This is a genomic window from Xanthomonas sp. NCPPB 3442, from assembly GCF_056725145.1.
Genome location: NZ_CM161514.1, coordinates 924,518 through 951,481, shown reverse-complemented (window position 1 = coordinate 951,481; position 26,964 = coordinate 924,518). Strand labels below are relative to the sequence as shown.

The window sequence follows — 26,964 nt, the reverse complement described above, 5'->3', positions numbered from 1 at the left end:
GGCGCCATCAGCCCGCCATGCCGTTATACCGTAGCAGCGCATCGATGGTCGGGGCCCGACCGCGGAACGCGCGGAAGTTCTCCGCTGCCGGACGACTGCCGCCACGCGCAAGCACCTCGGCGCGGAACCGTGCGCCGGTCTGCTCCAGTTGGTCGGGCGCCTCTTCGAATGCGGCATAGGCATCGGCGCTGAGCACTTCGGCCCACTTGTAGCTGTAATAGCCGGCCGCATAGCCACCTGCAAAAATATGGCTGAACTGATGCGGGAAGCGATTCCATGCCGGCGGCCGATTGACCGCCACTTCGTCGCGCACGCGCTCGATCAATTGCAGCACGCTGTCCTGCGAGGGGTCGTAGGTGCTGTGCAGTTGCATGTCGAACAAGGCGAATTCCAGCTGACGCACGGTGAACATGCCGCTCTGGAAATTGCGCGCCGCCAGCAGGCGATCGAACAGGTTCCGCGGCAGCGGTTCGCCGGTCTGCACGTGCGCGGTCATCGCCTGCACGCGCTCCCACTCCCAACAGAAGTTTTCCATGAACTGGCTGGGCAGCTCTACCGCGTCCCATTCCACGCCATTGATTCCGGCCACGCCCAGCTCGCCAATCTGCGTGAGCAACTGATGCAGGCCGTGGCCCATTTCATGGAACAGCGTGGTGACTTCGCCGTGGCGGAAGGTGGCCGGTGCATCGCCGCTGCCGCGCCCGAAGTTGCACACCAGATACACCAGCGGCGTCTGCACGCCGTTGGCGGTGTCGCGGCGATTGCGGCAATCGTCCATCCACGCGCCGCCGCGTTTGCCTTCGCGCGCGTACAAGTCCAGATAGAACTGGCCAACCAGGGTGCCTTGCGCATCTTCCAACCGGTAGAACCGCACGTCCGGGTGCCACACCGGCGCGCTGTCGGGTTTGACGGTGAGCCCGTACAGGCTGTGGATCACATCGAACAGGCCGGCCAGTACCTTCGGTTCGGTGAAGTACTGCTTCACCTCCTGCTCGGAAAAGCTGTAACGCGCCTGCTTGAGTTTTTCCGAGGCGTAGGCCAGGTCCCAGGCCTGCAGTTCATCCAGACCCAACTCGTCGCGCGCAAAGGCTTCCAGCTCGGCGCGGTCGCGCTGTGCATGCGGCTTGGCGCGCGCGGCCAGATCGCGCAGGAAGCCCATCACCTCGTCGGGGCTCTGCGCCATCTTGGTGGCAACCGAATAGTCGGCGTAACTGGCAAAGCCGAGCAGCTGCGCCAACTCGGCGCGCAGGGCCAGGATGCGATCGATGTTGGCGCTGTTGTCCAGCGTGGCATCGCCGAATTCGGACGCGCGCTCGGCATTGGCGCGATACAGCCGCGCGCGCAGGTCGCGGCTGTCGGCATCGCTCTGCACCGGTAGATAGCACGGCATCTGCAAGGTGAATTTCCAGCCCGGCACGCCGTCCTTTTCGGCGGCGGCGCGTGCGGCGGCAATCACTTCTGCCGGCAGGCCCGACAGCTGGGTCTGGTCCTCGGTCACGTACGACCACGCATCGGTGGCGTCGAGTACGTTCTGCGAGAACCTGGCTGCCAACGCCGAGAGTTCTTCCTGGATCTGTGCGAACCGCGCCTTGGCGGCATCATCGAGTTCTGCACCGCCCAAGCGGAAATCGCGTAGCGCATTTTCCAGCACCTTGCGACGCGCCTCATCGAAGTGTGCGGCTTCCGGCGATTGCGCCAGCGCCTTGTATTGCGCATATAGCGCCAGATTCTGCGCCAGCGCGCTGCCGAAGCGGCTCACCTTGGGCAGGTTGCTGTTATAGGCCTCGCGCAGCTCGGGCGTGTTGACCACCGCCTGCAGGTGACCCACCTGCCCCCACGCACGCCATAGCCGCTCGGTGGCATCGTCCAGCGGCGTGACGAAGCTGTCCCAGCGCACCGGGCTGACCTGCTCGGCCGCCTTCACCGCCGCCTCGGCCTCGGCGAGCAATTGGTCGATCGCCGGGCCCACGTGTTCGGGGCCGATCGCATCGAAGGACGGCAGTCCGGACAGATCGAGCAGCGGGTTGGTCATGGAGCGCTCCGGCAATGGACTGGGTGAGTGGATTCAAGGATCGGCAAACGTGGCACGCAACCGTCAGCAGGTGAGCACGGCACCGAGGGCACGGTGCGCGCCTGGACCTGCCGACTGCGGACACCGATCGCACAGGCGTGGCGGTGAGCGCAGCGCCTTGATGCCTACGTCCCGGATATGGCGGTCATTCCAGCGCCGCACAAGGCAAGGCAGGCAAATCGCCGCCGTTCACGGCCAGCGCAATGGCTGTATCGCTGTCGCTGACATCGATCGCGCGCGCCTGGTACCAGGCCGGGTCGTAATAACTGTGCGCGTATCGTTCGCCGGCATCGCACAGGATGGTGACGATGGAGCCCTGCCGGCCTTCGTCGCGCATGCGCCGGGCAGCCTGCAGCACGCCGACGAAGTTGGTGCCGGTGGAGCCGCCCACGCGGCGGCCCAGCGTGGCGCTGACGTGGCGCATCGCCGCCAGGCTCAGCGCATCGGGCACCTTGATCATCACATCCACGCAGCTGGCAATGAAGCTCGATTCCACCCGCGGGCGGCCGATGCCTTCGATGCGCGAACCGCCGGTGATGGCCAGCTCCTTGGGACATTGGCCGTCTACTGCGCGGCAATAGCCGTCGAAGAACACCGACACTTCCGGGTCGGCGCACAGGATGCGGGTGGCATGGCGCCGATAGCGCACGTAGCGGCCCAGGGTGGCGCTGGTACCGCCGGTGCCGGGGCTGCAGACGATCCAGTCCGGGATCGGGTGCGGCTCTTCGGCCAGTTGCTTGAAGATCGATTCGGCGATGTTGTTGTTGGCGCGCCAGTCAGTGGCACGCTCGGCATAGGTGAACTGGTCCATGAAGTGCCCGCCGGTCTCGCGTGCGAGCTGGTGCGAGGCGCTGTCCAGGTCGCAGGCGCGTTCGACCAGGTGGCAGCGGCCGCCCTGGAATTGAATCGCGGCGATCTTCTCCGGCGAGGTCGAGGCGGGCATCACCGCGATGAAGGGCACGCCGAGCAAACGCGCGAAATACGCTTCGGAAATGGCCGTGGAGCCACTGGACGCCTCGATCACCGGGCGCCCGGCGCGCAGCCAGCCATTGGTAAGCGCGTACAGGAACAGCGAGCGCGCCAGGCGGTGCTTGAGGCTGCCGGTCGGATGGCTGGACTCGTCCTTGAAGTACAGGTCGATGCCCGGATAGCCCGGCAGTTCCATCGGAATCAGGTGGGTGTCGGCCGAACGATTGAAATCGGCCTCGATCTTCCGGATGGCGGCGGCCACCCACTGGCGCTGCGACATGGCAGGACTTGGCTGCGAAAGTAGCCTCAATTCTACCGCCCCCACCTGCCCGCTTACGCACCCAGCGCATCGGGCGGACAGCTGGGGGCCGATGCTATGCTCGCTGCACCTGTCACTGCCGCGACTACCTGTGCTGCATCGCCTGCTCCGCCTGCTGCTGTGCCTGAGCCTGGTTGCCAATACGGCAACCGGCGCGTGGGCGTCGGTGGGCATGGCCATGCCGGCAATGGCGTCGGGCGCGATGCCCGCCGTGACCATGGCGGGAGGCACCGCCGCGACCCAGAGCGAGTCACCGGCAGCCGTGCCGTGCCATGACGCGATGCCTACGCCGACAGCCATGCAGTGGCACGACAAGGCCACGCGTGCGCACGCGCCCGACTGCTGCAAGCTGGGCAGCTGCGATTGCCTGCAGCACGCCAGCCTCGCCTTGTTAACCTTGCCTGCCGTAGCCGCCGGCCTGCTCGGCCACCCGGCGGTGCCGGACACCCTGACCGAGGGGCGCAGCAGCCCGCTGCCCGACCAACCGGTACGACCTCCCATCGCCTGAGCGCCGACGGCCCTGCCTTGGCCGTCCTCGGCCCCGCGCGTGCTTGCGCGGGTTTCCTCAGTTTTGCGCTGCGCTCCATCTTGCCGATGGAGCGCGCAGGAGATGTCATGTCTTTCGATCCCCCGTTTTCCCACGGCTCAACCGCCAGCGGTCTGAGCCGGCGCCGCTTCGTCCAGGGCCTGGCCCTGGGCGGCGTCGCCGCAGCCGGCGGCCTGTGGCGCTACGACGCGCGCGCCGCCGCCCAGGCCACCACGCCGGTGCTACGCGGAAGCAGCCAGTCGCTGCAGATCGGCCGCCTGCCGGTGAACTTCACCGGACACACCCGCTCCGCAATCACGGTCAACCAGAGCCTGCCGGCGCCTACCCTGCGCTGGCGCGAGGGCGACACGGTGGGCGTGCGCGTGCGTAACGCGCTGACCGACCAACCCACCTCGGTGCATTGGCATGGCCTGTTGCTGCCGGCCAACATGGACGGCGTGCCGGGGATGAGTTTCGACGGCATCGCGCCGGGCCAGGAGTACCACTACCGCTTCACGCTGCGCCAGTCCGGCACCTACTGGTATCACAGCCATTCGATGTTTCAGGAACAGGCCGGGCTGTATGGCGCCATCGTCATCGACCCGCTGACGCCGCCGCCGTACCGGCACGATCGCGAGCATGTGGTGCTGCTCTCGGACTGGACCGACCTGGACCCGGCCGCCCTGTTCCGCCGGCTCAAGCAGATGCCCAGCCACGACAATTACGCGCAGCGCACGGTCGTCGATTTCCTGCGCGATGCGCGCGACGACGGCCTGCGCGCCACGCTGGCCGACCGCGGCATGTGGGGGCGCATGCGCATGACCCCGACCGACCTGTCCGACGTCAACGCCAACACCTACACCTACCTGCTCAACGGCGTGGCGCCGGCCGGCAACTGGACCGGGTTGTTCAAGCCAGGCGAAAAGGTGTTGCTGCGTTTCATCAACGGCTCGTCGATGACCTACTTCGACATCCGTATTCCCGGCCTGCGCATGACCGTGGTGGCCGCCGACGGGCAGTACGTGCATCCGGTCAGCGTGGACGAACTGCGCATCGCCGCGGCCGAGACCTTCGACGTGATCGTCGAACCGCTCGGCCAGGATGCGTTTACGTTATTCGCGCAGGACATGGGCCGCACCGGCTTTGCCTGTGGCACGCTGGCAGTGCAACACGGCTTGCAGGCGCCGATTCCCGCACTGGATCGGCGCGCCATCCTGACCATGCAGGACATGGGACATGGCGATGGGATGCACCACGCGCTACCCGCAATGCACGGCGCGCCCGGGATGTTGGCGGCGCATGGGACGCACACCATGCACTCGCACGACGATGCCCAGGCACACGACAAGGCGCCGCATCATCCCGCCAGCGAAACCGGCAACCCGCTGATCGACATGCACAGCAATGCCACCGCACCGCGCCTGGACGACCCCGGCGTGGGCCTGCGCGACAACGGCCGCCGCGTGCTGTGCTACGCCGATCTGCATAGCGTGTTCGAGGATCCGGATGGGCGCGAACCCGGGCGCGACATCGAGCTGCATCTGACCGGGCACATGGAAAAATTCGCCTGGTCCTTCGATGGCATCGCGTTCGCTTCCGCGCAACCCTTGCGTCTGCAATACGGCGAGCGGCTGCGTATCGTGCTGGTCAACGACACCATGATGCAGCACCCGATTCACCTGCATGGCATGTGGAGCGACCTGGAAGATGCACACGGCAACTTCCAGGTACGCAAGCACACCATCGACATGCCGCCGGGCACCCGCCGCACCTACCGCGTGCGTGCCGATGCGCTCGGCCGCTGGGCCTATCACTGTCATCTGCTGTACCACATGGAAGCAGGAATGATGCGCGAAGTGCGGGTGGAGGCATGAGTCGCTTTCGCACACAGGCCTGGTTGGCTGCTGCGTTCCTGGCGAGCGCATCTGCACTTGCGCAGGAGCATCAGCACGATGCGCTGGAGGACGCACCGCAGGACATGCAGGACCATGCGATGCAAGTGACCGATGGCATGCAGACGACCCCTGCCTCATCTCAGGCCGCTCACATGGACCACGCTCACATGGCGCACGCTGCCACGGGTACCGGCCCCATGGACGATGAATCGATGAAGCATGGATCCATGGGCGATGCATCCATGCACCACCAGGCGATGGATCACGCGTCGATGGATCACTCCAAGATGCACCACACGCAGCCCACACACGCTGCACAAACTCCTGCATCACCCGCCGAGACACGCAGTCACCCACTCCCTCGCGACCCCATTCCCCCACCCACGGCGGACGACATCGCCGCCGCATTCGCACCATTGCACACGCATACGATGCACTCGGCAGGTATCAACCACTATGTCCTGCTCGATCGGCTTGAAGCGTCCAACACGCATCGCGGTAGCGGCCAGGCCTGGGAATCGCGCGCATGGATCGGCGGCGACATCGACCGGCTCTGGCTGCGCAGCGAGGGCGAACGGCACGACGGGCGCACCGAACCTGCCTCGCTGGAGGCGTTCTATGGCCATGCCATTTCGCCATGGTGGGATGTACTCATCGGCGCGCGCCAGGACATCGGCGCAGGCGAACATCGCAGCTGGGCCGCTTTCGGCGTGCAAGGCCTGGCGCCCTACAAGTTCGAAACCGAAGCCACGCTGTATGTGGGCACTGGCAGCCGCGCGGCGCTGCGGCTGGAAGGCGAATACGAGGTACTGCTGACCAACCGTCTGATCCTGCAGCCGCGTGCGGAAGCCGACATCGCGCTTACCGACGACAACCGCCGCGGCATTGGCAGCGGTCTGGAAGCGGTGGAACTTGGCTTGCGCCTGCGCTACGAGATTACCCGCCGCTTCGCGCCGTACATCGGCTGGGTGCACAGCCGCAGCTTCGGCGATAGCGCACAACGCGCCGCGATGGACGATGCCCCTGCACGCGACAGCCGCTTTGTTGCCGGTGTGCGCGTGTGGTTTTGAGGCGATAGCATCGTGCACGGGCAGATGCAGTTGGCCCTCTCCTCCAACGCCAGCGCATTCGAACCGCTGCCCTTTCGCCATGACACGCCGACAACCCTGCCCTGGCTACCATCCCCCTTCGCGCAACACCCCCCACCCGCAATCCACACCAGGAGACCGCCATGCCTTTGAACGATCTGCAACACGTGCCAGGCGCCAATGCCGCGCCCGCCGACACGCACGGCTTCGTGTTCAACCACACCATGCTGCGCGTCAAGGACGCAACACAGTCGCTGGATTTCTATACCCGTGTCCTGGGCTTCCGCCTGCTCGACGCACGCGATTTTGCCGACGCAAAATTCAGCCTGTATTTTCTCGCGCTGCTGCCCGAAGGCACGGCCATTCCCGATGACGACGCGCAGCGTCGCCTGTGGATGGCCGGCATCCCCGGCGTGCTCGAACTCACCCACAACCATGGCACCGAAACCCAGGATGGCCCGGTCTATCACGACGGCAACAGCGACCCACGCGGCTTCGGCCATATCTGTATCTCGGTGCCGGACATCCATGCTGCCTGCGCACGCTTCGACAGCCTCAACGTGCCGTATCAGAAACGCCTGGAAGACGGCCGCATGAAGCACCTGGCCTTCATCAAGGACCCGGACGGTTACTGGGTGGAGATCATTTCCAATACGCCCTTGGCGTAAGTCCGCCGCTCAGCGGCAAGCTGGCGCGTCAGCGGATGCACAGGCCGAACGCAGCGCATCCGCGACGTGGAAGCCCCGCGCCGCAACGACGTGCGGGAGCCGCCAGGCCCGGTGCAACGACTGGACACAACGGCGGGCTGGAGTAGACTTTCGCCGCCCTCCGCAATGGATGCACCCCAATGCTCGTCAGGAAGATTTCACTTGTCCTTGCGCTAGCAACGATCGCCGCCTGCACACAGGCGACACCGGACGCCACCGCTCCGAAGACCGCCGCAGCCGCGGCCGGCACTCCTCCAAAACCGTCAGAAAAGGATGCACCTCCCATGCAGGACGCAACCCAGGGATCGACCCAGCAATTGCAGCCGCCGCGGACCGACAGCGTGTTGTATTTCATCAGCAACGTGGACGGCGATGGCGCAACCTCCTACGAGGTCGCCAATGGCAGCTGGATCAATTATTGGTACGGCTTTCAGTTCGAACTCGGCGGTACGCGGTATTACACCGGCTTCGCCTGGGAAACGCCCGAGCTCTATGGCGCCGAGCGCGAGAATCACGATGCTGCCCCTGGTACCAAGGTGACGCTTGCTCACGCCACGTTTGTGGCCAGCGAACCGGGGAGCAAGTCTCCATGGAAGCTGCTTGGCGCAGAGCCTTACATCGGCGAATTCGGCGGCATGGAGCAGGGCAACACCATCGACACGACGCGTCAACCACAGACCTTTGTCACCGATGACGGCAGGCTGGTGCTGGCCGTGCCGACGTGGAACCTGCAGTCGGGCGTGCGCATCCTTTCTTACGACGCACTCGTGTTCAACCCGAAAGAAACCGATAACGTCAACGACAAGCATTGGACCTATATCGGCAACATTCCGGCGGGTGAGGACAACAGCGCCAACTGTGGCGAAGATGCGCCCGGCAAGATTGCCTGCGTCAAGAACACCAGCACGCTTGCGTTCGTGAAGCAGCCAGGACTGCCCGCATTGCGGGTAACGGTCTCTGCCGTTCCCCCGACGAGCGGGGGTGACGCGACGGTTGAATACCGCTACGATGCCGCCAGCAAATCGTATTTGCCGACCCCTTGATACAGGACCAAAGGAATTGGTTCGGGCGGCGTACCGCTGCAGCCGCGTGGCTGCAGCACTCAATCAAGGACCTTGAGCGATGCCGACGAACTACTCACGAGCCCAAGTGCTCGACATCATCGAACGCGAAGCGGCCGAGCGGAATATTCCGCGTGACGACTTCCTGCGTTTTGCCCACGTAGAGACTGGCGGCGCCTTCGACGAGTTGGCCAGTCGCGGCCCCGGCGGTGCGAAAGGACTATTCCAGTTCACGCCGCCAACTGCCCAGCAGTACGGCATTGCCGGACGCGAGCTGGACGCGGTGGCCAATACCGACGCAGCAGCGCGGCTGTATCTGGACAACCGGACGAGCCTGGTCAATCGGCACGAACGCGATGGGCGGCCGTACCTTTCGGGCAAGCCCGAGCCCGATGGCCTGGATATGTATCTGGCCCATCAGCAAGGCGCCGGTGGCTATCGCTCTTTGCAGACCGCGATCGCCACGGGATCTTTTGGCCTGGAAAGCACACGCGCCAACATTCTCAACAATGTCGGCGAGAAAGAGCTGAAGTCCCTGACCGGCGTCGATTCGGCGACGTTCCGGCGCATGTCCGACAAGGACATGGCACAGACCTTCGTGCAGTACTGGGATACGAAGATGGACCGTATCCGGATTCCTGAAAAAGGCATCGAGCCGATTTCGACCACGCAGCAGGCACCCTCGCACGCTGCGCCAGCGCACTCTGCGCCTGCCCAGCCGGAAAAACCCGCAGCGCAAGGCATTGCGCTTCACGCAGCCTATGACCTCACCAACAAATACGATCACGTCAAATACGGCCTGGGCGCGAAAGATCCCGACAAAGGCAGGGTCGATTGTTCTGGCTGGGTGGTCGAGATGCAGAACGCGACCATGGACGAGATCAACAAGGGCGCCGGCAAGGCCATCTTCACCAAGGACGAAAAGTTCAGTCCGGGTTTCGACAGTGCATCCGAACTGCTGCGCAAGGCCGAGCTGCGCTCCGGCGTGCTGATCCAAGGCAAGGATGTGACTGCCCAGACCCTCAAGGAAGGCATGATCATCGGCGAGGACAATGGCCCGCAGAGTTGGGACAAGGGGCGCTACAAGGGCATCGACCACATCACGATGGTGGTGCGTGACCCCAAGGATGGCCAGCTCAAGATCAGCCAATCCCGTGGCGGCGAGGGTGTCGAGCTCAGTTCGCTGGATTCCTACCTCGAGCGCAAGCACGCCAAGGGCGTCAAGCTGTATGCGAGCGACCCGCTGTCTGAGGCGCGCGACCTGCTGCAGGAGCGCAGCCACAACAAGCAGCAATCTCACGCAGCGACCGAGCACAAACCCAGCCAGGCACACGCCGCCGCTGATGCGCCGGGTGTCCTGCGCGAAAATGCGCGTGGCGCAGAAGTGCGCACATTGCAGCAGACGCTGCAGCAACTGGGTTACAAGGACGCAGGCGGTAACGAACTCAAGGCTGACGGCGCCTATGGCCAACGGACCAGCGAGGCGGTCAAGGCATTCCAGCGTGCGCATGGGCTGCAGGACGATGGCGTGGTTGGCCGCGATACGCAGGCTGCGTTGAAGCAGGCGGAAAAGACGCCCTTGCTCTCGGAGAAAACCAATCCCGACCACCCGCTGTTCAATCAGGCCGTCAACAAGCTGGAGCAGCTCGGTCCGAATGCCTTCGCCAATCGGCAGCAGTTGGCAAATGCGGCCGGCCACATGACCTTCGAAGCCAAGGTCAGCGGCATGCAACGCATCGACATGGTGGCGCAAAGCAAGGACGGCAACGGACTGTTTGCCGTGCAGGGTCAGCCAACCGACCCGGCGCATCAGCGGATCTACACCGACAAGGCAACCGCTGCGGAACGGCCGCTGGAGCAGAGCAGCAATGCTGTGCGGCAGGAAGCGCAGACGCAGACGCAGGCTCAAGACCAGCAAGAGCAACAACGCAGCCAGGCGCGCAGCGTCGGTTGATCGTCGCGCAACACAAACACAGAAGGGGCACCGATCGATGGATCGGTGCCCCTTCTTGTTTACACCCGCATTACGCGTTGTTTCCCATCACATCGGGCGCCGGATATCCGGCGCCACCAGCACTGGTCCGTCAGTTGGACGTCGCAACAGCTTCTCTGTCAGGGAACCACTGCGGCAACTGCTCGGCGAATTTCGCTGCGCATTCGTCGCTGTAGGCTTGTGCGGCTGCTTTGACCAACGCGTAATCGTTGGCTTCCCATTCTTCCAGCGAGGCAGTACGCGGTGTCGGCGCGCAGTCCAGACTGACCGGGCTCGCCTTGCGCTTCAAGAAGCCGCTGCGCTCCCCACCGATCGTCACTGCGTAGCGCAGCTCGTAAGGCGACTTGGTATCGGCCAGGCTTTGATACACCAGCAGCCAGTCCGACATCAGCACCTGCAACGGGAACGGTTCTGCCGGTACGGCCCGCGGATGCCCGGTGAAGTAGGTCTTCAAATGCGCGTTGACCGCATCGCGCTGCAATTGATAGCCGGGATTCCCCAGGGCCTCCATCTTTTCGCCTTTCAGCTGATCTTTTCCGAAGGCAGAGACCGCAACACCGCGCGCGAACAGGCTGGTGGCAATTTGCAAACCGACGACCATCCCGGTATGTCCGCGGCGGACGACACGCAGCATTTCGTCGCCGTTGGGCAGGCCGTTCGAGCCCACCCGCATGCTCGAATGCAATGGGAGCTGCAAGGCCCAATCTGCCGAGGGCGTCATGGCAACGCCTGCATCGGACTGCGGACTTGGTTGCGCCTGTGTTGCGGCAACCGCCACAGTGCCTGCAACTGCAGCAGCCGCATATGCAGTTGCCGTGGAGAAATCTCCGCCTGCAAACGCAGGCACCACCGCAGTGGCTTCGGTCACGCGCGCAGCGGTACAGAAGGTACCAGCCGCCCGCATCTGTGCCTCATGGAAGCCAATGCCGTTGATCTGGTGCACGCCGGCATCCTTGCCGTACTGCTCCACCAGCTTGCCGATCAATGCATCGGACGGCGATTGCTGTGCGCAGACCTTGGCGGCTGCGATGCGCGACCAGGCGAATTGCAGCGCAGGATCCCAGCCCATCGCATCTTCGCCCACGAATCCGTGGTCATAGTGATACGCATAAATGGCAGGGTCGATCTCCTGCAGCGTCATTCCGCCCTGTCCGGCATAGCCCAGCGGCACGTCTTGCGCAACAGCAAGCCCCGGCAGTGCCAATAGCACCGCCGCGATACACGTCTTCATGAATCCCTGTCCCTATGGATAAGTGCGACGCGCTGCATGTCCCCCATGCAGCGCGACCGATGCGCCACCGCTCGCACACGACGGCTTCCCACATGCAGGGCGCTGATCGACGGGTAATGGCACAAACGCACCCGGCCGATCGTCCTGCAGGGATAGTGTGCCCGCACACGGCAGCCATCGCAGTCGGGGCGGTCCCCACGCATGTGTGGGGACCGCCCCTCAGATGCTCACTGCTTAGGCATGCAAGATTCCGCCTGGGCCTGGTTGCCAATCGCGTGGCGTGCGCAATGCGGCCAATATACGCACCAGCTCGCGATAGCTCTGGGCCAGTTGCGCGAACAGACCTGCATCGCTGCAGCGGGTGTCGGCCACTTCGGAATACGCGCCCCTGCCCAGATCGATGAAGTAATCCACACTGAGGCGCCGGCGTTGCGCCACGCCCGGAAACAGGCCTGCAATCAGCAGGCAACCGTCTCCCACGTCACGCAATGCGTCGGCCCGCACGCTACCGATCTGGTCCTGCGCATGCAGCCATGCCAGCGCCTGCGTGCGCGAAAGCAGATGCGCATCGCGCTGGAAGCGCAGCAACACGAACACCAGATAATGCTCGCGCGATTCGTCCAGCGGACGCGCAATCCGCTGCCCCGCCTCGCGCACCAACGCCTGCCACAACTCGGCCGGCGCCCCCTGTTTGAAAGACTCGTGCATACGTCCTCCTGCGTGGTGTGGACCCTCGCCAGGAGCTTATGCATAACTTGGGCCACTGCGTTGGCAGAGGCTGTGGTGGAGCGCTAAGGACCGGCCGCTGGCAGTGCGACCGCGCCTTCGCCAGACGGATACGGCCACTCCTGGAAGCGGCATCGCCACGTGCATAGGCAGGACGTCGGCGACTGCTTTGCGAGGAGCTGAACCTCGCGCGTTGCGCGTCAGCGCAACCAGCACGACGTCGCACGCAATCGCCATCCTGGAACATGACAGCGACAGAGCCGAACATGCACTGCGTGCATGCACCGACTGCATGCAGCTGGCAGTGCGCGCAGACGGCACCGCGGCAGCGCTTACTCCACCGTCACCGACTTGGCCAGATTGCGCGGCTTGTCCACATCGGTGCCGCGTGCCAGGGCGGTGTGGTAAGCCAGCAGCTGCACCGGGATGGTGTGGATCACCGGCGACAGCACGCCGGCATGGCGTGGGGTGCGGATGACATGCACGCCTTCGGAGTCGCTGAAGTGGCTGTCCTGGTCGGCGAACACGAACAGCTCGCCGCCGCGTGCGCGCACTTCCTGCATGTTGGATTTGACCTTTTCCAGCAGGCGGTCGTTCGGTGCGATCACCACCACCGGCATCGCCGCATCCACCAGTGCCAGCGGCCCATGCTTCAACTCGCCGGCCGGATACGCTTCGGCGTGGATATATGAGATTTCCTTGAGCTTGAGCGCGCCTTCTAATGCAATCGGATAATGCAGGCCGCGACCGAGGAACAGCGCATTCTCCTTCGGCGAAAATCGTTCGGCCCAGGCCATGATCTGCGGTTCAAGATTCAATGCATGCTGCACGCTGCCGGGCAAAAAGCGCAGCTGCTCCAGATACTCGGCTTCTTCGGCGTCACTGATGCGGCCCTGCAACTTCCCCAACACCATGGTGAGCTGGAACAACACCGCCAGCTGGGTGGTGAAGGCCTTGGTCGAGGCCACGCCGATCTCGGCGCCGGCACGCGTGTAGCAGACCAGCTCGCTGGCGCGCGGGATCGCACTTTCCGGCACATTGCAGATCGACAGCGTGTGCAAATGCCCCAGCGATTTGGCGTATTTCAGCGCTTCCATCGTGTCCAGCGTTTCGCCGGACTGGGAGATGGTCACGATCAGATGCTTCGGGTTGGCATACGCGGCGCGGTAGCGGTATTCGCTGGCGATCTCCACGCTGCACGGCAGCCCCGCAATGGCTTCGATCCAGTAACGGGCGGTCATGCCGGCGTAGTAGCTGGTACCGCAGGCCAGGATCTGCACGCCTTCGATGTCGCGCAACACCGCTTCTGCGTTGGCGCCGAACAGCGATGCCGGGAAACCCTTGGCATCGATCGCCGCCTCGATGGTGTCGGCCAAGGCGCGCGGCTGCTCGTGGATTTCCTTCTGCATGAAATGCCGGAACGGGCCCAGTTCCAGCGAGGCCAGCGACACGTCCGACAGGTGCAGCGGGCGCTCCACCGGTGCATCGTTGCCGTCGAAGATGCGCACGCCATCGCGGTGCAATTCGGCGGTGTCGCCTTCTTCGAGGAAGATCACCTGGCGCGTGGCCTGCACGATCGCCGACACGTCGGAAGCGACGAAGTTTTCCCCCTCGCCCACCCCGATCAGCAAGGGGCAGCCCATGCGCGCGCAGACGAAGCGTTCCGGTTCGGCTTGGCTCATCACCGCCAGCGCATAGGCACCGGTGAGTTCCTTGACGGTGCGCTGCAGCGCGGTGAGCAGGTCGCCGGCGCTGCCCAGATGATGATGGATCAGATGCGCGATGACCTCGGTGTCGGTCTGCGACTCGAAAGTGTAGCCAAGCGCGCGCAATTTTTCGCGCTGCTCCTCGTGGTTTTCGATGATGCCGTTATGCACCAGCGCCACGCCGGCGCTGATGTGCGGGTGCGCGTTGGCTTCGGTGACGCCGCCATGGGTGGCCCAGCGGGTGTGGCCGATACCCAGCGTGGCGCCGAACTGTTCGGCCTGCGCGGCCTGCGCCATCTCGGCCACCCGCCCGGTGCGACGCACCCGGCGCACCTGCACGCCATCGAGCACTGCAATGCCGGAGGAATCGTAGCCGCGGTATTCCAGGCGCTTGAGCCCTTCGATCAGGACCGGGACCACATCGCGCCCGGCGATCGCTCCGACAATGCCGCACATAGGACAGCTCTCGCAAAAGAAGTCGGACATTTTAGCGTGTCCGCTCTTGTCCGCTGCATGACCGTGCCCGGACAGCGTGTCCGCCCCCAGTGTCCGCGGACACTGCGGACACCGGTCGCCACGCCAACAAAACCATCCATTTCAATGACTTGAACGTTGGCACGGGTCCTGCTTTATCGCAGTGACGCCACCGAGCCAGCCGACCATGATTCGCGATACCTCTGCCCAGGACCAGGTTCTCCGTACACCCGCCCAGCGCGCGCCGTGGCGCCGTTGGCTGTGGCCTGGCGTCGCCGCGGTGACGGTGCTGGCTGGGATCGGCTGGGCCGTGACTGCGTGGAGCGCCGGCAGCCGCTCGTTCGACGCCAGCCGCGTGCGCGTTGCCACCGTCACCCGAGGCGACCTGGTACGCGACATCGCCGCCGACGGCCGCGTGATCGCCGCCAACAGCCCGGTGCTGTACGCCATCTCTGCCGGCACGGTGACGCTGAGCGTGGTGGCTGGCGACGTCGTCAAGCAGGGCCAGGAACTGGCACGCATCGACAGCCCCGAGCTGCGTAGCAAGCTGGCGCAGGAGCAGGCCACCCTGGCCGGCCTGGAGGCCGAATCCAGCCGCGCGGCCCTGGATGCCACCCTGGCGCGTGCCAACGCCAGCAAGCTCACCGACCAGGCCCAGATCGACAAGCAGGCTGCCGCGCGCGACCTGGAGCGCTACCAACGCGGCTACGACGGTGGCGCCGTGCCGCAGGTGGAACTGGCCAAGGCGCAGGACACCTTGAAGAAGACCGATATCGACCTGCAGCACGCCCAGCGCGATGCCGCGTTGAAGAGCCAGGGTGCGGACCTGGATTCGCGCAACAAGCGCCTGCTGGCAGACCGCCAACGCGCCGTGGTGGCCGAAGTGCAGCGCCAGGTGGACGCGCTCACGCTGCGCTCGCCCTTCGATGGCCAGGTCGGCCAGGTGCAGGCGGTGCAGCACACCCAGGTGGCGGCGAACGCGCCGATTCTGGGCGTGGTGGATCTGTCCAAGTTCGAAGTGGAGATCAAGGTGCCGGAGAGTTTCGCCCGCGATCTGGCGATCGGCATGCCGGCCCAGCTCACCAGCGGCAGCGGCCAACCGTTCGCCGGCGCCATCTCGGCGGTGTCGCCGGAAGTGGTCAATGGCGAAGTCACCGCGCGCATCCGCTTCACCGACAAGCAGCCGCCAGGCCTGCGCCAGAGCCAGCGCATGAGCGCACGCGTGTTGATGGACACGCGCCGCAACGTGCTCAAGGTCGAACGCGGCCCGTTTGTCGAACAATCCGGCGGCAGCTATGCCTATGTGATGGATGGCAACACCGCGGCACGGCGCCCGGTCACGCTCGGTGTCAGCAGCCTGGGCGAAGTGCAGGTGCTCTCCGGGCTACAGGTCGGCGACCGCGTGGTGGTCTCCGGTGCAGACAACTTTGGCGACGCGCCGCGCGTCACCGTCCACTGATTCACTCATTCCCACTCGTCGCACACTCTCTTCGCAAAGGAATCGGCAATGCTCAAGATGCAAGCGGTCTCCAAGGTCTTCCGCACCGAACAGGTGGAAACGCATGCGCTGCGGTCGCTGGACCTGCATGTGCGCGAAGGCGAGTTCGTCGCGGTCACCGGCCCCTCCGGCTCGGGCAAGACCACCTTCCTCAACCTGGCCGGGCTGCTGGAAACCTTCACCAGCGGGCAGTATCTGCTCGATGGCGAAGACGTCAGCCATCTGTCCGACGATGCACGTTCGCGCCTGCGCAACCGCAAGATCGGCTTCATCTTCCAGGGCTTCAATCTGATTCCCGACCTCAACCTGTTCGACAACGTCGATGTGCCGCTGCGGTATCGCGGCATGGCGGCAGCCGAGCGCAAGCAGCGCATCGAAGAGGCACTGACCAAGGTCGGCCTGGGCTCGCGCCTGCGTCACTACCCCACCGAACTCTCCGGTGGGCAACAGCAGCGCGCTGCGATTGCGCGCGCACTGGCCGGCAGTCCACGCTTGCTGCTGGCCGACGAACCCACCGGCAACCTCGATTCGCAAATGGCGCGCGGGGTGATGGAACTGCTGGAAGAGATCAACAGCCAGGGCACCACCATCGTCATGGTCACCCACGATCCGGAACTGGCCGCACGCGCGCAGCGCAACGTGCACATCGTCGACGGGCAGGCCACCGACCTGGAACGCAATCCCAGCCTGATGCGCACGCCTGCCGCCGTTGCAACCCTGGCCGACTGAGGAGCCCACCCATGTTCGGCTACTACTTCAATCTTGCGGTACGCAGCTTCCGCCGCAACAAGGTACTGACCGCACTGATGGTGCTGGCCATCGCGCTGGGTATCGGCGCCAGCATGACCACGCTGACGGTGTTCCATGTGTTGTCGGGCGACCCGATTCCGCAAAAGAGCGATCGGTTGTTCTATGTGCAGGTGGATGCGGAACCGAAGTCCGGCTACCAGCCGGGAGACGAGCCCGATTACCAGTCCACCCGCTTCGACGCCGAGGCGCTGCTGCGTGAGAAGCGCGCCATGCGTCAGGCGATGATGTCAGGCGGAAGTGTCGCGATCGAGCCACAGCGCAGTGGATTGAGCCCTTTCAAGCTAAACGCTCGTTTCACTTCGGCCGATTTCTTTGCGATGTTCGACGTGCCCTTGCTCTACGGCCAAGCGTGGTCCGGCACAAGCGACGAGCGGCACGAACGTGTCGCGGTGATCAGCAAGTCGCTGAACGAAAAGCTGTTCGACGGTGGCAACAGCGTCGGGCGCGAAGTGCGCGTGGACAAGAACACCTTCCGTATCGTCGGCGTCCTGGATACCTGGAAGATCGACCCACGCTTCTACGACATCACAGACACCTACGGCTCGAACGAACAGCTGTATGTGCCGTTCAGTACGGCGATGGATCTGAAATTGACCCACGCCGGCGGGACCAACTGCTCCGGCAAGGTCGAGGCAGGCGACACCACCGCGCTGAATGCGCCCTGCACCTGGGTGCAGTACTGGGTGGAGCTGGAAAATGCCAAGCAGGCGGGCGACTACAAGGCCTACCTCGAAAACTATTCCGATCAACAACGTGCCGCCGGGCGCTTTACCCGGCCCAACAATGTGCGCCTGCGCAACGTGATGCAGTGGCTGGACTACAACAAGGTGGTTCCCAGCGACGTCCGTCTGCAGTTGTGGCTGGCCATGGGCTTTCTGCTGGTGTGCCTGCTCAACACGGTCGGCCTGTTGCTGGCGAAATTCCTGCGCCGCAGCGGAGAGATTGGCGTGCGGCGTGCGCTTGGCGCGTCGCGCGGCGCAATCTTTGCGCAGTGCCTGGTGGAGGCAGGGACCATCGGCCTGGCCGGCGGCATCGGCGGACTTGGGCTGGCGTGGCTGGGGCTGTGGGCCGTGCGTCAGCAACCGGTGGATTACGCCGCGCTGGCGCACCTGGATATCACGATGCTGCTGCTGACATTCGCCATTGCGATCGCCGCGAGCCTGCTCGCCGGCATCCTGCCGTCCTGGCGCGCCATCCAGGTCGCACCGGCACTGCAGTTGAAGTCGTCCTGAACCTCCTGCCCGCCGCATCGCGGCGAGCCACGCTTCCTATCTTCAAGGTCAGCCCATGGACATCCGACCCATCATCTCCACCTTGCGCCGCCATAAGACGGCCGCCGCACTGATCGTGCTCGAGATCGCACTGGCTTGCGCCATCATCTGCAATTCGCTGTTTTTGATCGGCAATCGCCTGGACACGCTCCGGACTCCAAGCGGCATCGCCGAACAGGAGTTGCTCAGTATCCAGCTGGACGGCATCGGCCCACAGGCCAATGCCGATGCACGTACCCGGGAGGATCTGGCAGCGCTGCGCGCGGTACCCGGCGTGCGCAATGCAGTCATCACCAATCAGATCCCCTTCGTCAATTACTCGTCCAACACGGGGCTGACCCTGACCCCGGAGCAGGAACGCCCCACACTCAATGCCGCGCAGTATCTGGTCAGCGAAGGCAGCCTGGATGCACTTGGCCTGCAATTGAATGCCGGCCGCGACTTCAGCCCCGACGAATACATCAGCCAAGAAAAGGCTGATAACGACGATGAAGTCCGCAAGAAGGGTGCGGCGGTCATTCTGACGCAGGGGGCGGCGGACAAGATGTTCCCCGACCACAGCGCGCTCGGCAAGACCATCTACTCTGGCGACGTCCCGCTGCGTATCGTCGGAATCGTGCGCACCCTGGCGCGGCCGAACAATGTCAATGGACTGTCGGCAAAGGACTATTCGATGCTGCTGCCCATCCGTCCACCGTATAACAACGGGCAATACATCGTACGTGTTACCGATCCCTTGCGTCGGGCGGAAGTGCTGAAGGCGGCAGTGGCGGCCTTGATGAAAGTGGACAACAGCCGGTTGGTGCTGAAACAAGAGACCTACACCGAAATCCGCGAAAAGTATTTCCGCAATGATCGCGCAATGATCTGGCTACTCGGCGCAGTGTGCATCGCACTACTGATCGTCACCGCCTTGGGCATCGTCGGCCTGGCGAGTTTCTGGGTGCAGCAACGCACCAAGCAGATCGGTATCCGCCGTGCGCTGGGTGCAACGCGCAGCCAGATCCTGCGCTACTTCCAGATCGAGAATTTCCTGCTCGCCTCGGTCGGCATCGTGCTCGGCATGCTGATGGCCTACTCGATCAACGTCTGGCTGATGGCACGCTATGAATTGCCGCGACTGCCGGCAATCTACCTGCCGATTGGCGCGCTGCTGCTATGGATGCTCGGCCAGCTGGCGGTGTTCTGGCCGGCCCGCCGCGCAGCCGCAGTGCCCCCGGCTGTTGCCACCCGCAGTGCATGATGGCCGGCGTTGCTTCCCCGTCGCTTGGCAGTGGGGAAGCAACCCGGCTCGCCATCCACCGTGCGTTTCCACCATCGTTACGAACCGGATTCCCTCATGCCTTGCTCTCTTGCATCATCGGCACTGATCGCCCTGACCGCCTGCTGCCTCCTTCACCCCGGCCAGGCCGATGCGGCAACGCGGGCGCACGCGGCGTCGGCCTCGTCCAGCACTTCGACGCAAGAGGTGCTCGCCATCGACGACACCCGGCTGAACTGGCGCCATGACGATCAAATTCTGGAGCTCGTCGCCAGTAGCGACGGATTGCTGGTGACCCAGGCCAGCGCGTCGCTCAGCCTGCAGTTGCAACGTGGCGACCGCGTGCGCACGGCAGGCCGAACCCAGATCACCACAATCGCAACATTGCTGGCCGCACTGCAGGCTGCTGCAGGCAACCCCATCGCCGTGGATGTCATGCGCGATGGTGTGCAGGTGCACCTGATCTGGACAGCGGCCACGTACACACCGCTGTTGCCGCCCGCGGCTCCATAACCAGCGCCGTGCCGGCAACAGCCGATGCACCCTGCATCGGCCGCTTGAGTCCGCCGACCTTGCCGCCCGGCGATCTGCCGCCCCCGCCGAGCAGCGCGTTGTCGCTGCGTGTTGCCAGTATTCTGTGCCGATCCCATCCCGCGCCTTCTTGAGCAATGCGATGCCGCACATCCTGATCATCGACGACAACACGGCCGTGGCCACTGCATTGGAAGTGCTGTTTTCGTTGCACGACATCGAGGCGCGGCACGCGCATTCGCCGCAGGCCGGGCTGGCGCTGCTGGACGAGCAGGCGTTCGATCTGGTGATCCAGGACATGAACTTCACCGCCGACACCACCTCCGGCGAAGAAGGCGAGGCGCTGTTTACCCAACTGCGTCAGCGTCATCCGGACCTGCCGGTGATCCTGCTCACCGCCTGGACGCACCTGGGCAGCGCGGTGGGCCTGGTCAAGGCCGGTGCGGCCGATTACATCGCCAAGCCCTGGGACGACACCAAGCTGCTGACCACGGTCAACAACCTGCTGGAACTGTCCGAAGCACGCCGCGAACTGGAACGTCGTCGCGAACGCGAACGCCGCGGCCGCGAGCAGCTGACCCAGCGCTACGACCTGCGCGGCGCGGTGTTCGCCGATCCGGCCAGCGAGCGCGCAATCGCCCTGGCCTGCCAGGTCGCACGCTCGGACTTGCCAGTGCTGATCACCGGCCCCAATGGCAGCGGCAAGGAAAAGATTGCCGAGATTATCCAGGCCAATTCGGCCACCAAACATGGCCCGTTCATTGCACTCAACTGCGGCGCCTTGCCAGGTGAATTGATCGAAGCCGAATTATTCGGGGCCGAAGCCGGCGCCTACACCGGCGCCAACAAGGCGCGCGAAGGCAAGTTCGAAGCGGCCGATGGCGGCACGCTGTTTCTCGACGAGATCGGCAACCTGCCGCTGGCGGGTCAAATGAAGTTGCTGCGCGTGCTGGAAACCGGCCGTTACGAGCGGCTGGGTTCCAACCGCGAGCGCCACGCCAAGGTGCGCGTGATCAGCGCCACCAATTCAGATCTGCCGGCGATGATCCGCGACGGCAGTTTTCGCGAGGATCTGTATTACCGGCTCAACACGGTGGAAATCGCACTGCCCGCACTGGCCGAACGCCCCGGCGATATCGGCCCGCTGGCCGAGCACTTCCTTGCCGGTGAAAAGCCGCTATCCGCGCACGCGCGCGATGCCTTGCAACGGCATGCCTGGCCCGGCAACGTGCGCGAGTTACGCAATGTGCTGCAACGCGCCGCCTTGCTCGCGCAGGGCGCGCGCATCGAAGCGGGCGATCTGAATCTGCCGCGTGCAACCGCGCCACGGCCGGCGACGCCGGCTGCAGGCGAGCCGGATCGCGCGCGTATCGAACAGGCGCTGGCACGCGCGCAAGGCGTGATCGCACAAGCGGCCGCCGAGCTGGGGTTGAGCCGTCAGGCGCTGTATCGGCGCATGGACCGTTACGGCATCAGCTCGGAATGAACCTTCGCATGCGGAACCGCTCTTTCACGTTTTCGCTGTTTTTGCGCTTGCTGCCGGTGCTTGCCCTGGCAGCTGCATTGCCATGGTTCATGGCGTACTGGCTGGACCACGGCTGGCAGGTGGCGGCGATTTCGGTCCTCGTCCTGCTGGCAGCGATGTGGTTCAGCCTCAACCGCGCCACCGCACCGATGCGCTCGCTGTTTCGTGCGCTGGCCGGCACCACCAGCAGCTACCGCGATGGCGAATACAACTTCGGTGTGTATTGGCGCGGCAACGACGAACTGGCGCAACTGGTGCAGGCACATGCCGAGCTTGGCGATGTGCTGCGTGCGCAGCGTAGCCATCTGGTACAGCGCGAGCTGATGCTCGACACCATGCTGCAGAACACACCGGTGGCCATGCTGCTGGTGGTCGCCGGCGGCGATGGCCTGCGGCGGATCGGGTTTTCCAACAATGCCGCACGCAAGCTGCTGTATGAAGGACGCAAGCTGGAAGGCCAGCATCTGGACGATGTGCTCGGCCGCATGCCGGCCGAATTGCGCGATGCGCTGGCACGTGGCGGGGATTGCCTGTTCGCGGTACGCGAAGATGGCGACGACGAAGAAGATGAGCAGATCTATCACCTGTCGCGGCGTAGCTTTCACATCAACGGGCGCGGGCACGAGCTGTTGTTGATCCGCACCTTGACCACCGAGTTACGCCGCCAGGAAGTGCAGACCTGGAAAAAAGTCATCCGCGTGATCAGCCACGAATTGAACAATTCGCTGGCACCGATCGCCTCGCTGGCGCATTCGGGCGCCGAGCTGCTGCGCCGCGAACGCACCGATCGCCTGGGGACGGTGTTCGAGACCATCGAAGAACGCGCGCGTCACCTGGAAGGCTTTATCCGCGGCTATGCGCGCTTTGCCAAATTGCCGCAACCGCAGCTGCAGACCATCGAATGGGCGCCGTTTTTGCAGCGCTTGCAGCAGCAGATTCCGTTCCAGGTACAGGGCACGCTGACCGATGTCTCCAGCCGGATCGATGCAGCGCAGATCGAGCAGGCGCTGCTCAATCTGCTGAAAAATGCCCACGAGGCCTGCAGCGAAGCACAGCCGCCCAATAGCGATGTCGCCCTACGCGTCACGCGCGTGCCGCAGTGGCTACGCATCGAAGTGCTCGACCGCGGCAACGGCATGAACGAAGCGGTGCTGCACAACGCACTGATGCCGTTCTATTCGACCAAGCGCAATGGCACAGGTCTTGGTCTTGCCCTCACCCGCGAAATCGCCGAAGCGCACGGCGGCCGCATCTCGCTGCACAACCGCGAACACGGCGGACTGTGCGTGACCTTGCTGTTGCCATTGGCGGCTTGAACGCAGCAAGGCTTGCAGGACTTGCGATGCCATCCATGCGTTGCATCACGCCTTCCGTCAGCGCACGCGCCCCGCGCATGTCATGGCAGCGCCCCTGGGCGCGATGGACGGCCGGTCGCGCCCAGGGGCGCTCCCGCACGTTCAGCGCTCCGCCAGCGGCCCAGCCGCCTGGGCCCGCAAGCAGCCTTGACGCGTCGCGCCGAGAACGGCGGAGCTGTTGCGCGCTTCCGATGCATCGGGCCACCAAGCGCAATCAGCGCCGATGCGGCGCTGTTCCCCGCGATCCAGCGTGCACCGCAGCCTATTTCTTGGTCGGCCGCTTCCAGCCTTCGATCACGGTCTGCCGCGCACGCGTCACACTGAGCTGGCCCGCTGGCGCATCGCTCGTGATCACCGAACCGGCACCGATGGTGGAATTGGCGCCAATCTCGATCGGTGCCACCAACGCGCTGTTGGAGCCGACAAACGCACCATCGCCGATGGTGGTCTGCGACTTGTTCACCCCGTCGTAGTTGCAGGTGATGGTGCCGGCGCCGATGTTGACCTTGCTGCCGATCACCGCATCGCCCAGATAGGTCAGATGGTTGGCCTTGCTGCCGACGCCCATGGTGACCTTTTTGGTCTCCACGAAATTGCCGATATGCACGCCATCGGCCAACACGGTGCCGGGGCGCAAACGCGCGAACGGGCCGATCTGCACCGCGCCTTCGGTGACCACGCCTTCCAGATCGCTGTGCGCACGCACGTGCGTGCCGGCACCGAGCGTGACGTCGCGCAAGCGCACGAACGGGCCGATCACCACATCATCGCCCAGCGTCACATTGCCTTCCAGGATCACATCGATATCCAGCTGCACATCGCGCCCCACCTGCACGCTGCCGCGCTGCTCCACACGCGCCGGGTCGGCCATGCGCACGCCCTGCAGGCAAAGCGTGCGCGCGGCGCGCAGTTGCCAGGCACGTTCGAGCTGGGCGAGTTGCCACGGGTCGTTGGCACCCTCCACGTCCTGCGGGTCGGCCACGTGCACCATGTCGGCCGGCGTGAAATCGGCTGCGGCGCTGGCGAACACGTCGGTGAGATAGAACTCGCCCTGCGCATTGTCGTTGGACAAACCAGCCAGCCAACGGCGCAGCGCAGTGGATTCAGCGGTGAGGATGCCGGTATTGATGGTACGAATGCGGCGCTGCTCGTCATTGGCGTCCTTCTGCTCGACGATCGCGGCCACCTTGCCCTCCGCATCGCGCAGGATGCGCCCATAGCCGGTGGGATTGGCCAGTTCGGCAACCAGCACCGCCATGCGGCCCGGTGCATGCAGCAACTGCAACAGGCTCTCGCTGCGGATCAGCGGCACATCGCCATACAACACCAGCACCGTTGCCGCATCGGGAATCGCAGGCATTGCCTGCTGCACGGCATGCCCGGTGCCCAACTGCTCGCGCTGTTCGGCCCACTGCAGATCGCCTTGATCGGCGAAGGCTGCCTGCACCTGGTCGCCACCATGCCCGTACACGATATGGATCGCCGCCGGCTGCAGCTGCCGCGCAGTGGCGATCACATGCGCCAGCATCGGCTGGCCCGCCAGCGGCTGCAGCACCTTGGGCAGGGACGAGCGCATGCGCTTGCCTTCGCCTGCGGCCAGGATCACAACGTGCAGGGGCAGGGTCATCAAGACATTCCAGGCATAGGGATGTCCAAATTCTAGTCGCTGCGCCCCCTCGCGTCGTTGCCCGGATGCAGCGTTCGCCCGCACTAACAACGTTTGCGCCTCGCTGCCGCTAGGATGGGCGCCCCTTTCCTTTGCCCCGCACGCATGAGTCTGTTCCGCCAAGGCAGCCAGTTCATGATCATTGGCGCCCTGCAGCTGGTCGTCGATTGCGGCATCTTCATCGCCGCCACCGCCGCAGGCATGCCTGCGGTGCCCGCCAATCTGCTCGGACGCATCGGCGGCGCCATGCTCGGCTTTTGGCTCAACGGCCGCTACACCTTCGCCCAGCAAGGCGATGCGCGACTGGGTTGGCGACGCTTCGGCCGCTTTGCGTTGATGTGGCTGACGCTCACGCTGATCAGCACCTGGCTGCTCTCGACCACGGTAGACCTACTCGGCCTGCGTCAGGCATGGCTGGCAAAACCGCTGGTCGAAGGCGGGCTGGCGGTCGTGTCGTTCTTCCTGGGCCGGCATGTGGTGTATCGCTGATCGAGGCATGCGCAGGCGCCGAGCGATTGCTCGATCGTGTGGCGATACGACGCAAAAGGGGACACCGCTTGCGCGCAGACAGCGCGCAGCACAGGCGCGGCATCTGTTCCAGTGCTGATCGATCGCGCGGATATCCTTGTCGCTCTTATGCGGCATCCATGCTGCATCGGGTCCACACCCGGTCGGCGAACAAGGAACAGTCGCGTTGGCAGGTGTGCGTGGCGTTCAACCAGGCTGCCAGCGACCTTTCTCGTACAGCGTCCTCGCCGATTGCATGACAGTTGACGGCATGGATGCCGTCATCGCCTTTCCAGGACGGGTTGAGGGCGCGCCTGGCGAGCGCCCAGTGCACCGCGCCTTGGACACGCTCAGCGTTCGATCTGAACGCCTGACTGCATCCACCAGGATGCGGCCGACAAAACCGCTGCAATCGCCACCAAGCGAACGCGCACACGTGTTGTCGGCCGCTCCAACCGCATGACAGCGCGTTGGTCTCGCAGACACGTTGCCGCTATGGATCAGTGGCAAAAATCGCCCAGGCCGCGCACCAGTGCCGCACGATGCAGCGCATCCAGCTGCCACTGCTCTGCGTAATGCGCAGCGGCGCGCGCGGTGCTGGCCGGGCAGTCGGGCGCGCTGCGCGCCGAGGCCACATCGGCCAGCGCATCGAGCAGTTCGCCCTGCAGTTGATCCAGGCGAGCGCGCAGCGCGGTGAGATCCGGACGTGCGGTGTTCGGCGCATGTCCGCGCTCGTGCCAATGGTTGAGCAGCGCGTACTGCACCGACTTGTTGGCCTCGATTTGCGCGCCGAAGAAACGCGCCGCGTCGTCGGCATCCAGCCCATGCGCCGGCGCCTGATCGCGCACGCTCTGCAGCACCGCCGCCTCGCGCGCCTGATCCAGCACCGGCTTGCCGCTGTCCCACTTGCTTAGCGCTACCGCATCGCCAATGGCATTGCGCTGCACGATGCGATCCATCAGCAGATCCAACGGCGGCTGGCTGCGCGCCGGCCATGCGCACCCCAGCAGTCCGGCGGCCAACAGGCCGCTCACCATGTAAGCGCGAATGCCATCGATCGAACGGGTCATGCCATCTTCCTCAACGTGCCGGGATAAGCTTGCCATGCAGCGCTGCGGTGCAGCGGTGCGCCAAGGCACGCAGTGTGCCTGCCGCGCGCCACCGCGGATTCACGCACCCGCACGCGGCGCTCCAAAAACGAAAACGCCGACACGATGGTCGGCGTTTCGAACTTCATATCTGCAGACGAACTTGCAGCAGTCGGACGTGCATGCCCACCCTGGAGTGGACAGACCACGCTTAGTGCTTGAGGTTGCGACGCAAGCGCTCCAGCGCCTGCAGCTGTACTGTCGCTTCGGCCAGCTGACGCTGTGCCTCGGCCACGTCCACCGTGTTGCCACGGTTGGCCAGCAGCCGCTCGGCCTCTTCCTTGACCTTGCGCACGGCCGCCTCGTCAATGTCCTGCGCACGCACCGCGGTGTCGACCAGGATGGTCACCACCTGCGGCTGCACTTCCAGGATGCCGCCGGAAATGGCGAAATCCAGCTGTTCGCCATTGGCGGTGGTCACCACCACCTTGCCCGGCTTCAGGCGTGTGATCAGCGGCGCGTGCTTGGGCGCAATGCCCAGCTCGCCCAACTCGCCGGTAGCCACGACCAGCGTCGCCTCACCGTGGAAGATTTCCTTCTCGGCGCTGACGATGTCGCAACGGATAGTGCTCATGCTGCCTCACTCTGTGAGGCGGGGATTGGGGATGCGGGATTCGGGATTGGCA

At 64.7% G+C, this 26,964-nt stretch carries 23 protein-coding genes; 14 read left to right on the top strand and 9 right to left on the bottom strand.

Annotation, left to right across the window (positions count from 1 at the left end):
* Nucleotides 1-7 precede the first annotated feature (7 nt).
* Together AC1POX_RS04340 and AC1POX_RS04335 are read right to left on the bottom strand one after the other, a co-directional pair.
* Nucleotides 8-2,032: a M3 family metallopeptidase gene (locus tag AC1POX_RS04340; RefSeq protein WP_372171321.1), complete on the bottom strand. Its 2,025-nt coding sequence runs from the start codon at nt 2,030-2,032 to the stop codon at nt 8-10.
* Nucleotides 2,033-2,216: 184 nt separating this feature from the next.
* Nucleotides 2,217-3,320, bottom strand: coding sequence for a PLP-dependent cysteine synthase family protein (locus AC1POX_RS04335; protein WP_005914733.1), 1,104 nt, complete (start codon nt 3,318-3,320; stop codon nt 2,217-2,219).
* A 91-nt stretch (nt 3,321-3,411) separates the two neighbouring features.
* On the opposite strand from AC1POX_RS04335, the gene AC1POX_RS04330 reads away from it, so the two are divergent.
* From AC1POX_RS04330 to AC1POX_RS04305, 6 genes are all read left to right on the top strand, one after another.
* Nucleotides 3,412-3,867, top strand: coding sequence for a CopL family metal-binding regulatory protein (locus AC1POX_RS04330; protein WP_029820320.1), 456 nt, complete (start codon nt 3,412-3,414; stop codon nt 3,865-3,867).
* An 86-nt stretch (nt 3,868-3,953) separates the two neighbouring features.
* On the top strand, nt 3,954-5,759 hold the full coding sequence (locus AC1POX_RS04325; protein ID WP_372356788.1) for a copper resistance system multicopper oxidase: 1,806 nt from the start codon (nt 3,954-3,956) through the stop codon (nt 5,757-5,759).
* Nucleotides 5,756-6,850 carry a copper resistance protein B gene (locus tag AC1POX_RS04320; RefSeq protein ID WP_005914730.1) on the top strand — a complete coding sequence of 365 codons (1,095 nt, stop codon included), beginning with the start codon at nt 5,756-5,758 and terminating at the stop codon, nt 6,848-6,850. The genes AC1POX_RS04325 and AC1POX_RS04320 overlap by 4 nt, the downstream gene beginning before the upstream one ends.
* Nucleotides 6,851-7,011: 161 nt before the next feature.
* Nucleotides 7,012-7,536 (top strand): lactoylglutathione lyase, encoded by a 525-nt coding sequence (gloA, locus tag AC1POX_RS04315; RefSeq protein ID WP_005914729.1) that lies wholly within the window; start codon nt 7,012-7,014, stop codon nt 7,534-7,536.
* Nucleotides 7,537-7,859: 323 nt separating this feature from the next.
* The gene (locus AC1POX_RS04310; RefSeq protein ID WP_372357136.1) at nt 7,860-8,618 is read left to right on the top strand and encodes a hypothetical protein; all 759 of its coding nucleotides are present in this window, start codon (nt 7,860-7,862) and stop codon (nt 8,616-8,618) included.
* 106 nt (nt 8,619-8,724) lie between these two features.
* Nucleotides 8,725-10,590, top strand: a complete 1,866-nt coding sequence (locus tag AC1POX_RS04305) for a peptidoglycan-binding protein (protein ID WP_041469824.1) — start codon at nt 8,725-8,727, stop codon at nt 10,588-10,590.
* A 130-nt stretch (nt 10,591-10,720) separates the two neighbouring features.
* On the opposite strand, the gene AC1POX_RS04300 is transcribed toward AC1POX_RS04305, so the two are convergent.
* The 3 genes from AC1POX_RS04300 to glmS all read right to left on the bottom strand — a co-directional run bounded on the left by AC1POX_RS04300 (nt 10,721) and on the right by glmS (nt 14,748).
* The gene (locus AC1POX_RS04300) at nt 10,721-11,860 is read right to left on the bottom strand and encodes a hypothetical protein (protein ID WP_029820326.1); all 1,140 of its coding nucleotides are present in this window, start codon (nt 11,858-11,860) and stop codon (nt 10,721-10,723) included.
* A gap of 234 nt (nt 11,861-12,094) precedes the next feature.
* The gene (locus AC1POX_RS04295) at nt 12,095-12,568 is read right to left on the bottom strand and encodes a hypothetical protein (protein WP_005914723.1); all 474 of its coding nucleotides are present in this window, start codon (nt 12,566-12,568) and stop codon (nt 12,095-12,097) included.
* A 350-nt stretch (nt 12,569-12,918) separates the two neighbouring features.
* On the bottom strand, nt 12,919-14,748 hold the full coding sequence (glmS, locus tag AC1POX_RS04290; RefSeq protein WP_011348646.1) for a glutamine--fructose-6-phosphate transaminase (isomerizing): 1,830 nt from the start codon (nt 14,746-14,748) through the stop codon (nt 12,919-12,921).
* Nucleotides 14,749-14,953: 205 nt separating this feature from the next.
* Here glmS and AC1POX_RS04285 point away from each other — a divergent pair, with 205 nt between their 5' ends.
* The 7 genes from AC1POX_RS04285 to AC1POX_RS04255 all read left to right on the top strand — a co-directional run bounded on the left by AC1POX_RS04285 (nt 14,954) and on the right by AC1POX_RS04255 (nt 22,978).
* Complete coding sequence (locus tag AC1POX_RS04285) at nt 14,954-16,225, top strand: efflux RND transporter periplasmic adaptor subunit (protein ID WP_008571028.1); 1,272 nt, start codon at nt 14,954-14,956, stop codon at nt 16,223-16,225.
* A 48-nt stretch (nt 16,226-16,273) separates the two neighbouring features.
* A complete protein-coding gene (locus tag AC1POX_RS04280; protein WP_011348648.1) occupies nt 16,274-16,993 on the top strand; it encodes an ABC transporter ATP-binding protein in 720 nt (239 codons plus the stop codon).
* Nucleotides 16,994-17,004: 11 nt separating this feature from the next.
* Nucleotides 17,005-18,306: an ABC transporter permease gene (locus AC1POX_RS04275; protein WP_011348649.1), complete on the top strand. Its 1,302-nt coding sequence runs from the start codon at nt 17,005-17,007 to the stop codon at nt 18,304-18,306.
* 55 nt (nt 18,307-18,361) lie between these two features.
* Nucleotides 18,362-19,588, top strand: a complete 1,227-nt coding sequence (locus AC1POX_RS04270; protein WP_218555505.1) for an ABC transporter permease — start codon at nt 18,362-18,364, stop codon at nt 19,586-19,588.
* Nucleotides 19,589-19,813: 225 nt separating this feature from the next.
* Nucleotides 19,814-20,119 carry a hypothetical protein gene (locus tag AC1POX_RS04265; protein WP_031424968.1) on the top strand — a complete coding sequence of 102 codons (306 nt, stop codon included), beginning with the start codon at nt 19,814-19,816 and terminating at the stop codon, nt 20,117-20,119.
* 160 nt (nt 20,120-20,279) lie between these two features.
* Nucleotides 20,280-21,623 (top strand): sigma-54-dependent transcriptional regulator, encoded by a 1,344-nt coding sequence (locus AC1POX_RS04260; RefSeq protein ID WP_218552571.1) that lies wholly within the window; start codon nt 20,280-20,282, stop codon nt 21,621-21,623.
* A gap of 8 nt (nt 21,624-21,631) precedes the next feature.
* Nucleotides 21,632-22,978: a sensor histidine kinase gene (locus tag AC1POX_RS04255; RefSeq protein ID WP_029820332.1), complete on the top strand. Its 1,347-nt coding sequence runs from the start codon at nt 21,632-21,634 to the stop codon at nt 22,976-22,978.
* A 301-nt stretch (nt 22,979-23,279) separates the two neighbouring features.
* Here AC1POX_RS04255 and glmU read toward each other — a convergent pair whose 3' ends face one another.
* Nucleotides 23,280-24,644, bottom strand: coding sequence for a bifunctional UDP-N-acetylglucosamine diphosphorylase/glucosamine-1-phosphate N-acetyltransferase GlmU (glmU, locus tag AC1POX_RS04250; protein WP_031424970.1), 1,365 nt, complete (start codon nt 24,642-24,644; stop codon nt 23,280-23,282).
* A 144-nt stretch (nt 24,645-24,788) separates the two neighbouring features.
* Here glmU and AC1POX_RS04245 point away from each other — a divergent pair, with 144 nt between their 5' ends.
* Nucleotides 24,789-25,172 (top strand): GtrA family protein, encoded by a 384-nt coding sequence (locus tag AC1POX_RS04245; RefSeq protein WP_218497226.1) that lies wholly within the window; start codon nt 24,789-24,791, stop codon nt 25,170-25,172.
* Nucleotides 25,173-25,690: 518 nt separating this feature from the next.
* On the opposite strand, the gene AC1POX_RS04240 is transcribed toward AC1POX_RS04245, so the two are convergent.
* The 3 genes from AC1POX_RS04240 to AC1POX_RS04230 form a co-directional block, all read right to left on the bottom strand.
* Nucleotides 25,691-26,260: a chorismate mutase gene (locus AC1POX_RS04240; RefSeq protein WP_122272305.1), complete on the bottom strand. Its 570-nt coding sequence runs from the start codon at nt 26,258-26,260 to the stop codon at nt 25,691-25,693.
* Nucleotides 26,257-26,427 carry a hypothetical protein gene (locus AC1POX_RS04235; protein ID WP_154671624.1) on the bottom strand — a complete coding sequence of 57 codons (171 nt, stop codon included), beginning with the start codon at nt 26,425-26,427 and terminating at the stop codon, nt 26,257-26,259. Before AC1POX_RS04235 ends, AC1POX_RS04240 begins: the two co-directional genes overlap by 4 nt.
* Nucleotides 26,428-26,489: 62 nt before the next feature.
* Entirely contained in the window at nt 26,490-26,912 is a 423-nt protein-coding gene (locus tag AC1POX_RS04230; RefSeq protein WP_003484011.1) for a F0F1 ATP synthase subunit epsilon, read from the bottom strand.
* Nucleotides 26,913-26,964: the final 52 nt, after the last annotated feature.

Bases quoted from the DNA above. Each gene is read 5' to 3' on its own strand.
- AC1POX_RS04285 (WP_008571028.1), top strand. From the start codon at position 14,954: ATGATTCGCGATACCTCTGCCCAGGACCAGGTTCTCCGTACACCCGCC.
- AC1POX_RS04230 (WP_003484011.1), bottom strand. From the start codon at position 26,912: ATGAGCACTATCCGTTGCGACATCGTCAGCGCCGAGAAGGAAATCTTC.
- AC1POX_RS04320 (WP_005914730.1), top strand. From the start codon at position 5,756: ATGAGTCGCTTTCGCACACAGGCCTGGTTGGCTGCTGCGTTCCTGGCG.
- AC1POX_RS04255 (WP_029820332.1), top strand. From the start codon at position 21,632: ATGCGGAACCGCTCTTTCACGTTTTCGCTGTTTTTGCGCTTGCTGCCG.
- AC1POX_RS04335 (WP_005914733.1), bottom strand. From the start codon at position 3,320: ATGTCGCAGCGCCAGTGGGTGGCCGCCGCCATCCGGAAGATCGAGGCC.
- AC1POX_RS04275 (WP_011348649.1), top strand. From the start codon at position 17,005: ATGTTCGGCTACTACTTCAATCTTGCGGTACGCAGCTTCCGCCGCAAC.
- AC1POX_RS04330 (WP_029820320.1), top strand. From the start codon at position 3,412: ATGCTATGCTCGCTGCACCTGTCACTGCCGCGACTACCTGTGCTGCAT.
- AC1POX_RS04340 (WP_372171321.1), bottom strand. From the start codon at position 2,032: ATGACCAACCCGCTGCTCGATCTGTCCGGACTGCCGTCCTTCGATGCG.
- AC1POX_RS04245 (WP_218497226.1), top strand. From the start codon at position 24,789: ATGAGTCTGTTCCGCCAAGGCAGCCAGTTCATGATCATTGGCGCCCTG.
- AC1POX_RS04310 (WP_372357136.1), top strand. From the start codon at position 7,860: ATGCAGGACGCAACCCAGGGATCGACCCAGCAATTGCAGCCGCCGCGG.
- AC1POX_RS04280 (WP_011348648.1), top strand. From the start codon at position 16,274: ATGCTCAAGATGCAAGCGGTCTCCAAGGTCTTCCGCACCGAACAGGTG.
- glmU (WP_031424970.1), bottom strand. From the start codon at position 24,644: ATGACCCTGCCCCTGCACGTTGTGATCCTGGCCGCAGGCGAAGGCAAG.
- AC1POX_RS04240 (WP_122272305.1), bottom strand. From the start codon at position 26,260: ATGACCCGTTCGATCGATGGCATTCGCGCTTACATGGTGAGCGGCCTG.
- AC1POX_RS04300 (WP_029820326.1), bottom strand. From the start codon at position 11,860: ATGAAGACGTGTATCGCGGCGGTGCTATTGGCACTGCCGGGGCTTGCT.
- gloA (WP_005914729.1), top strand. From the start codon at position 7,012: ATGCCTTTGAACGATCTGCAACACGTGCCAGGCGCCAATGCCGCGCCC.
- glmS (WP_011348646.1), bottom strand. From the start codon at position 14,748: ATGTGCGGCATTGTCGGAGCGATCGCCGGGCGCGATGTGGTCCCGGTC.
- AC1POX_RS04260 (WP_218552571.1), top strand. From the start codon at position 20,280: ATGCCGCACATCCTGATCATCGACGACAACACGGCCGTGGCCACTGCA.
- AC1POX_RS04270 (WP_218555505.1), top strand. From the start codon at position 18,362: ATGGACATCCGACCCATCATCTCCACCTTGCGCCGCCATAAGACGGCC.
- AC1POX_RS04235 (WP_154671624.1), bottom strand. From the start codon at position 26,427: ATGAAGTTCGAAACGCCGACCATCGTGTCGGCGTTTTCGTTTTTGGAG.
- AC1POX_RS04325 (WP_372356788.1), top strand. From the start codon at position 3,954: ATGGAGCGCGCAGGAGATGTCATGTCTTTCGATCCCCCGTTTTCCCAC.
- AC1POX_RS04295 (WP_005914723.1), bottom strand. From the start codon at position 12,568: ATGCACGAGTCTTTCAAACAGGGGGCGCCGGCCGAGTTGTGGCAGGCG.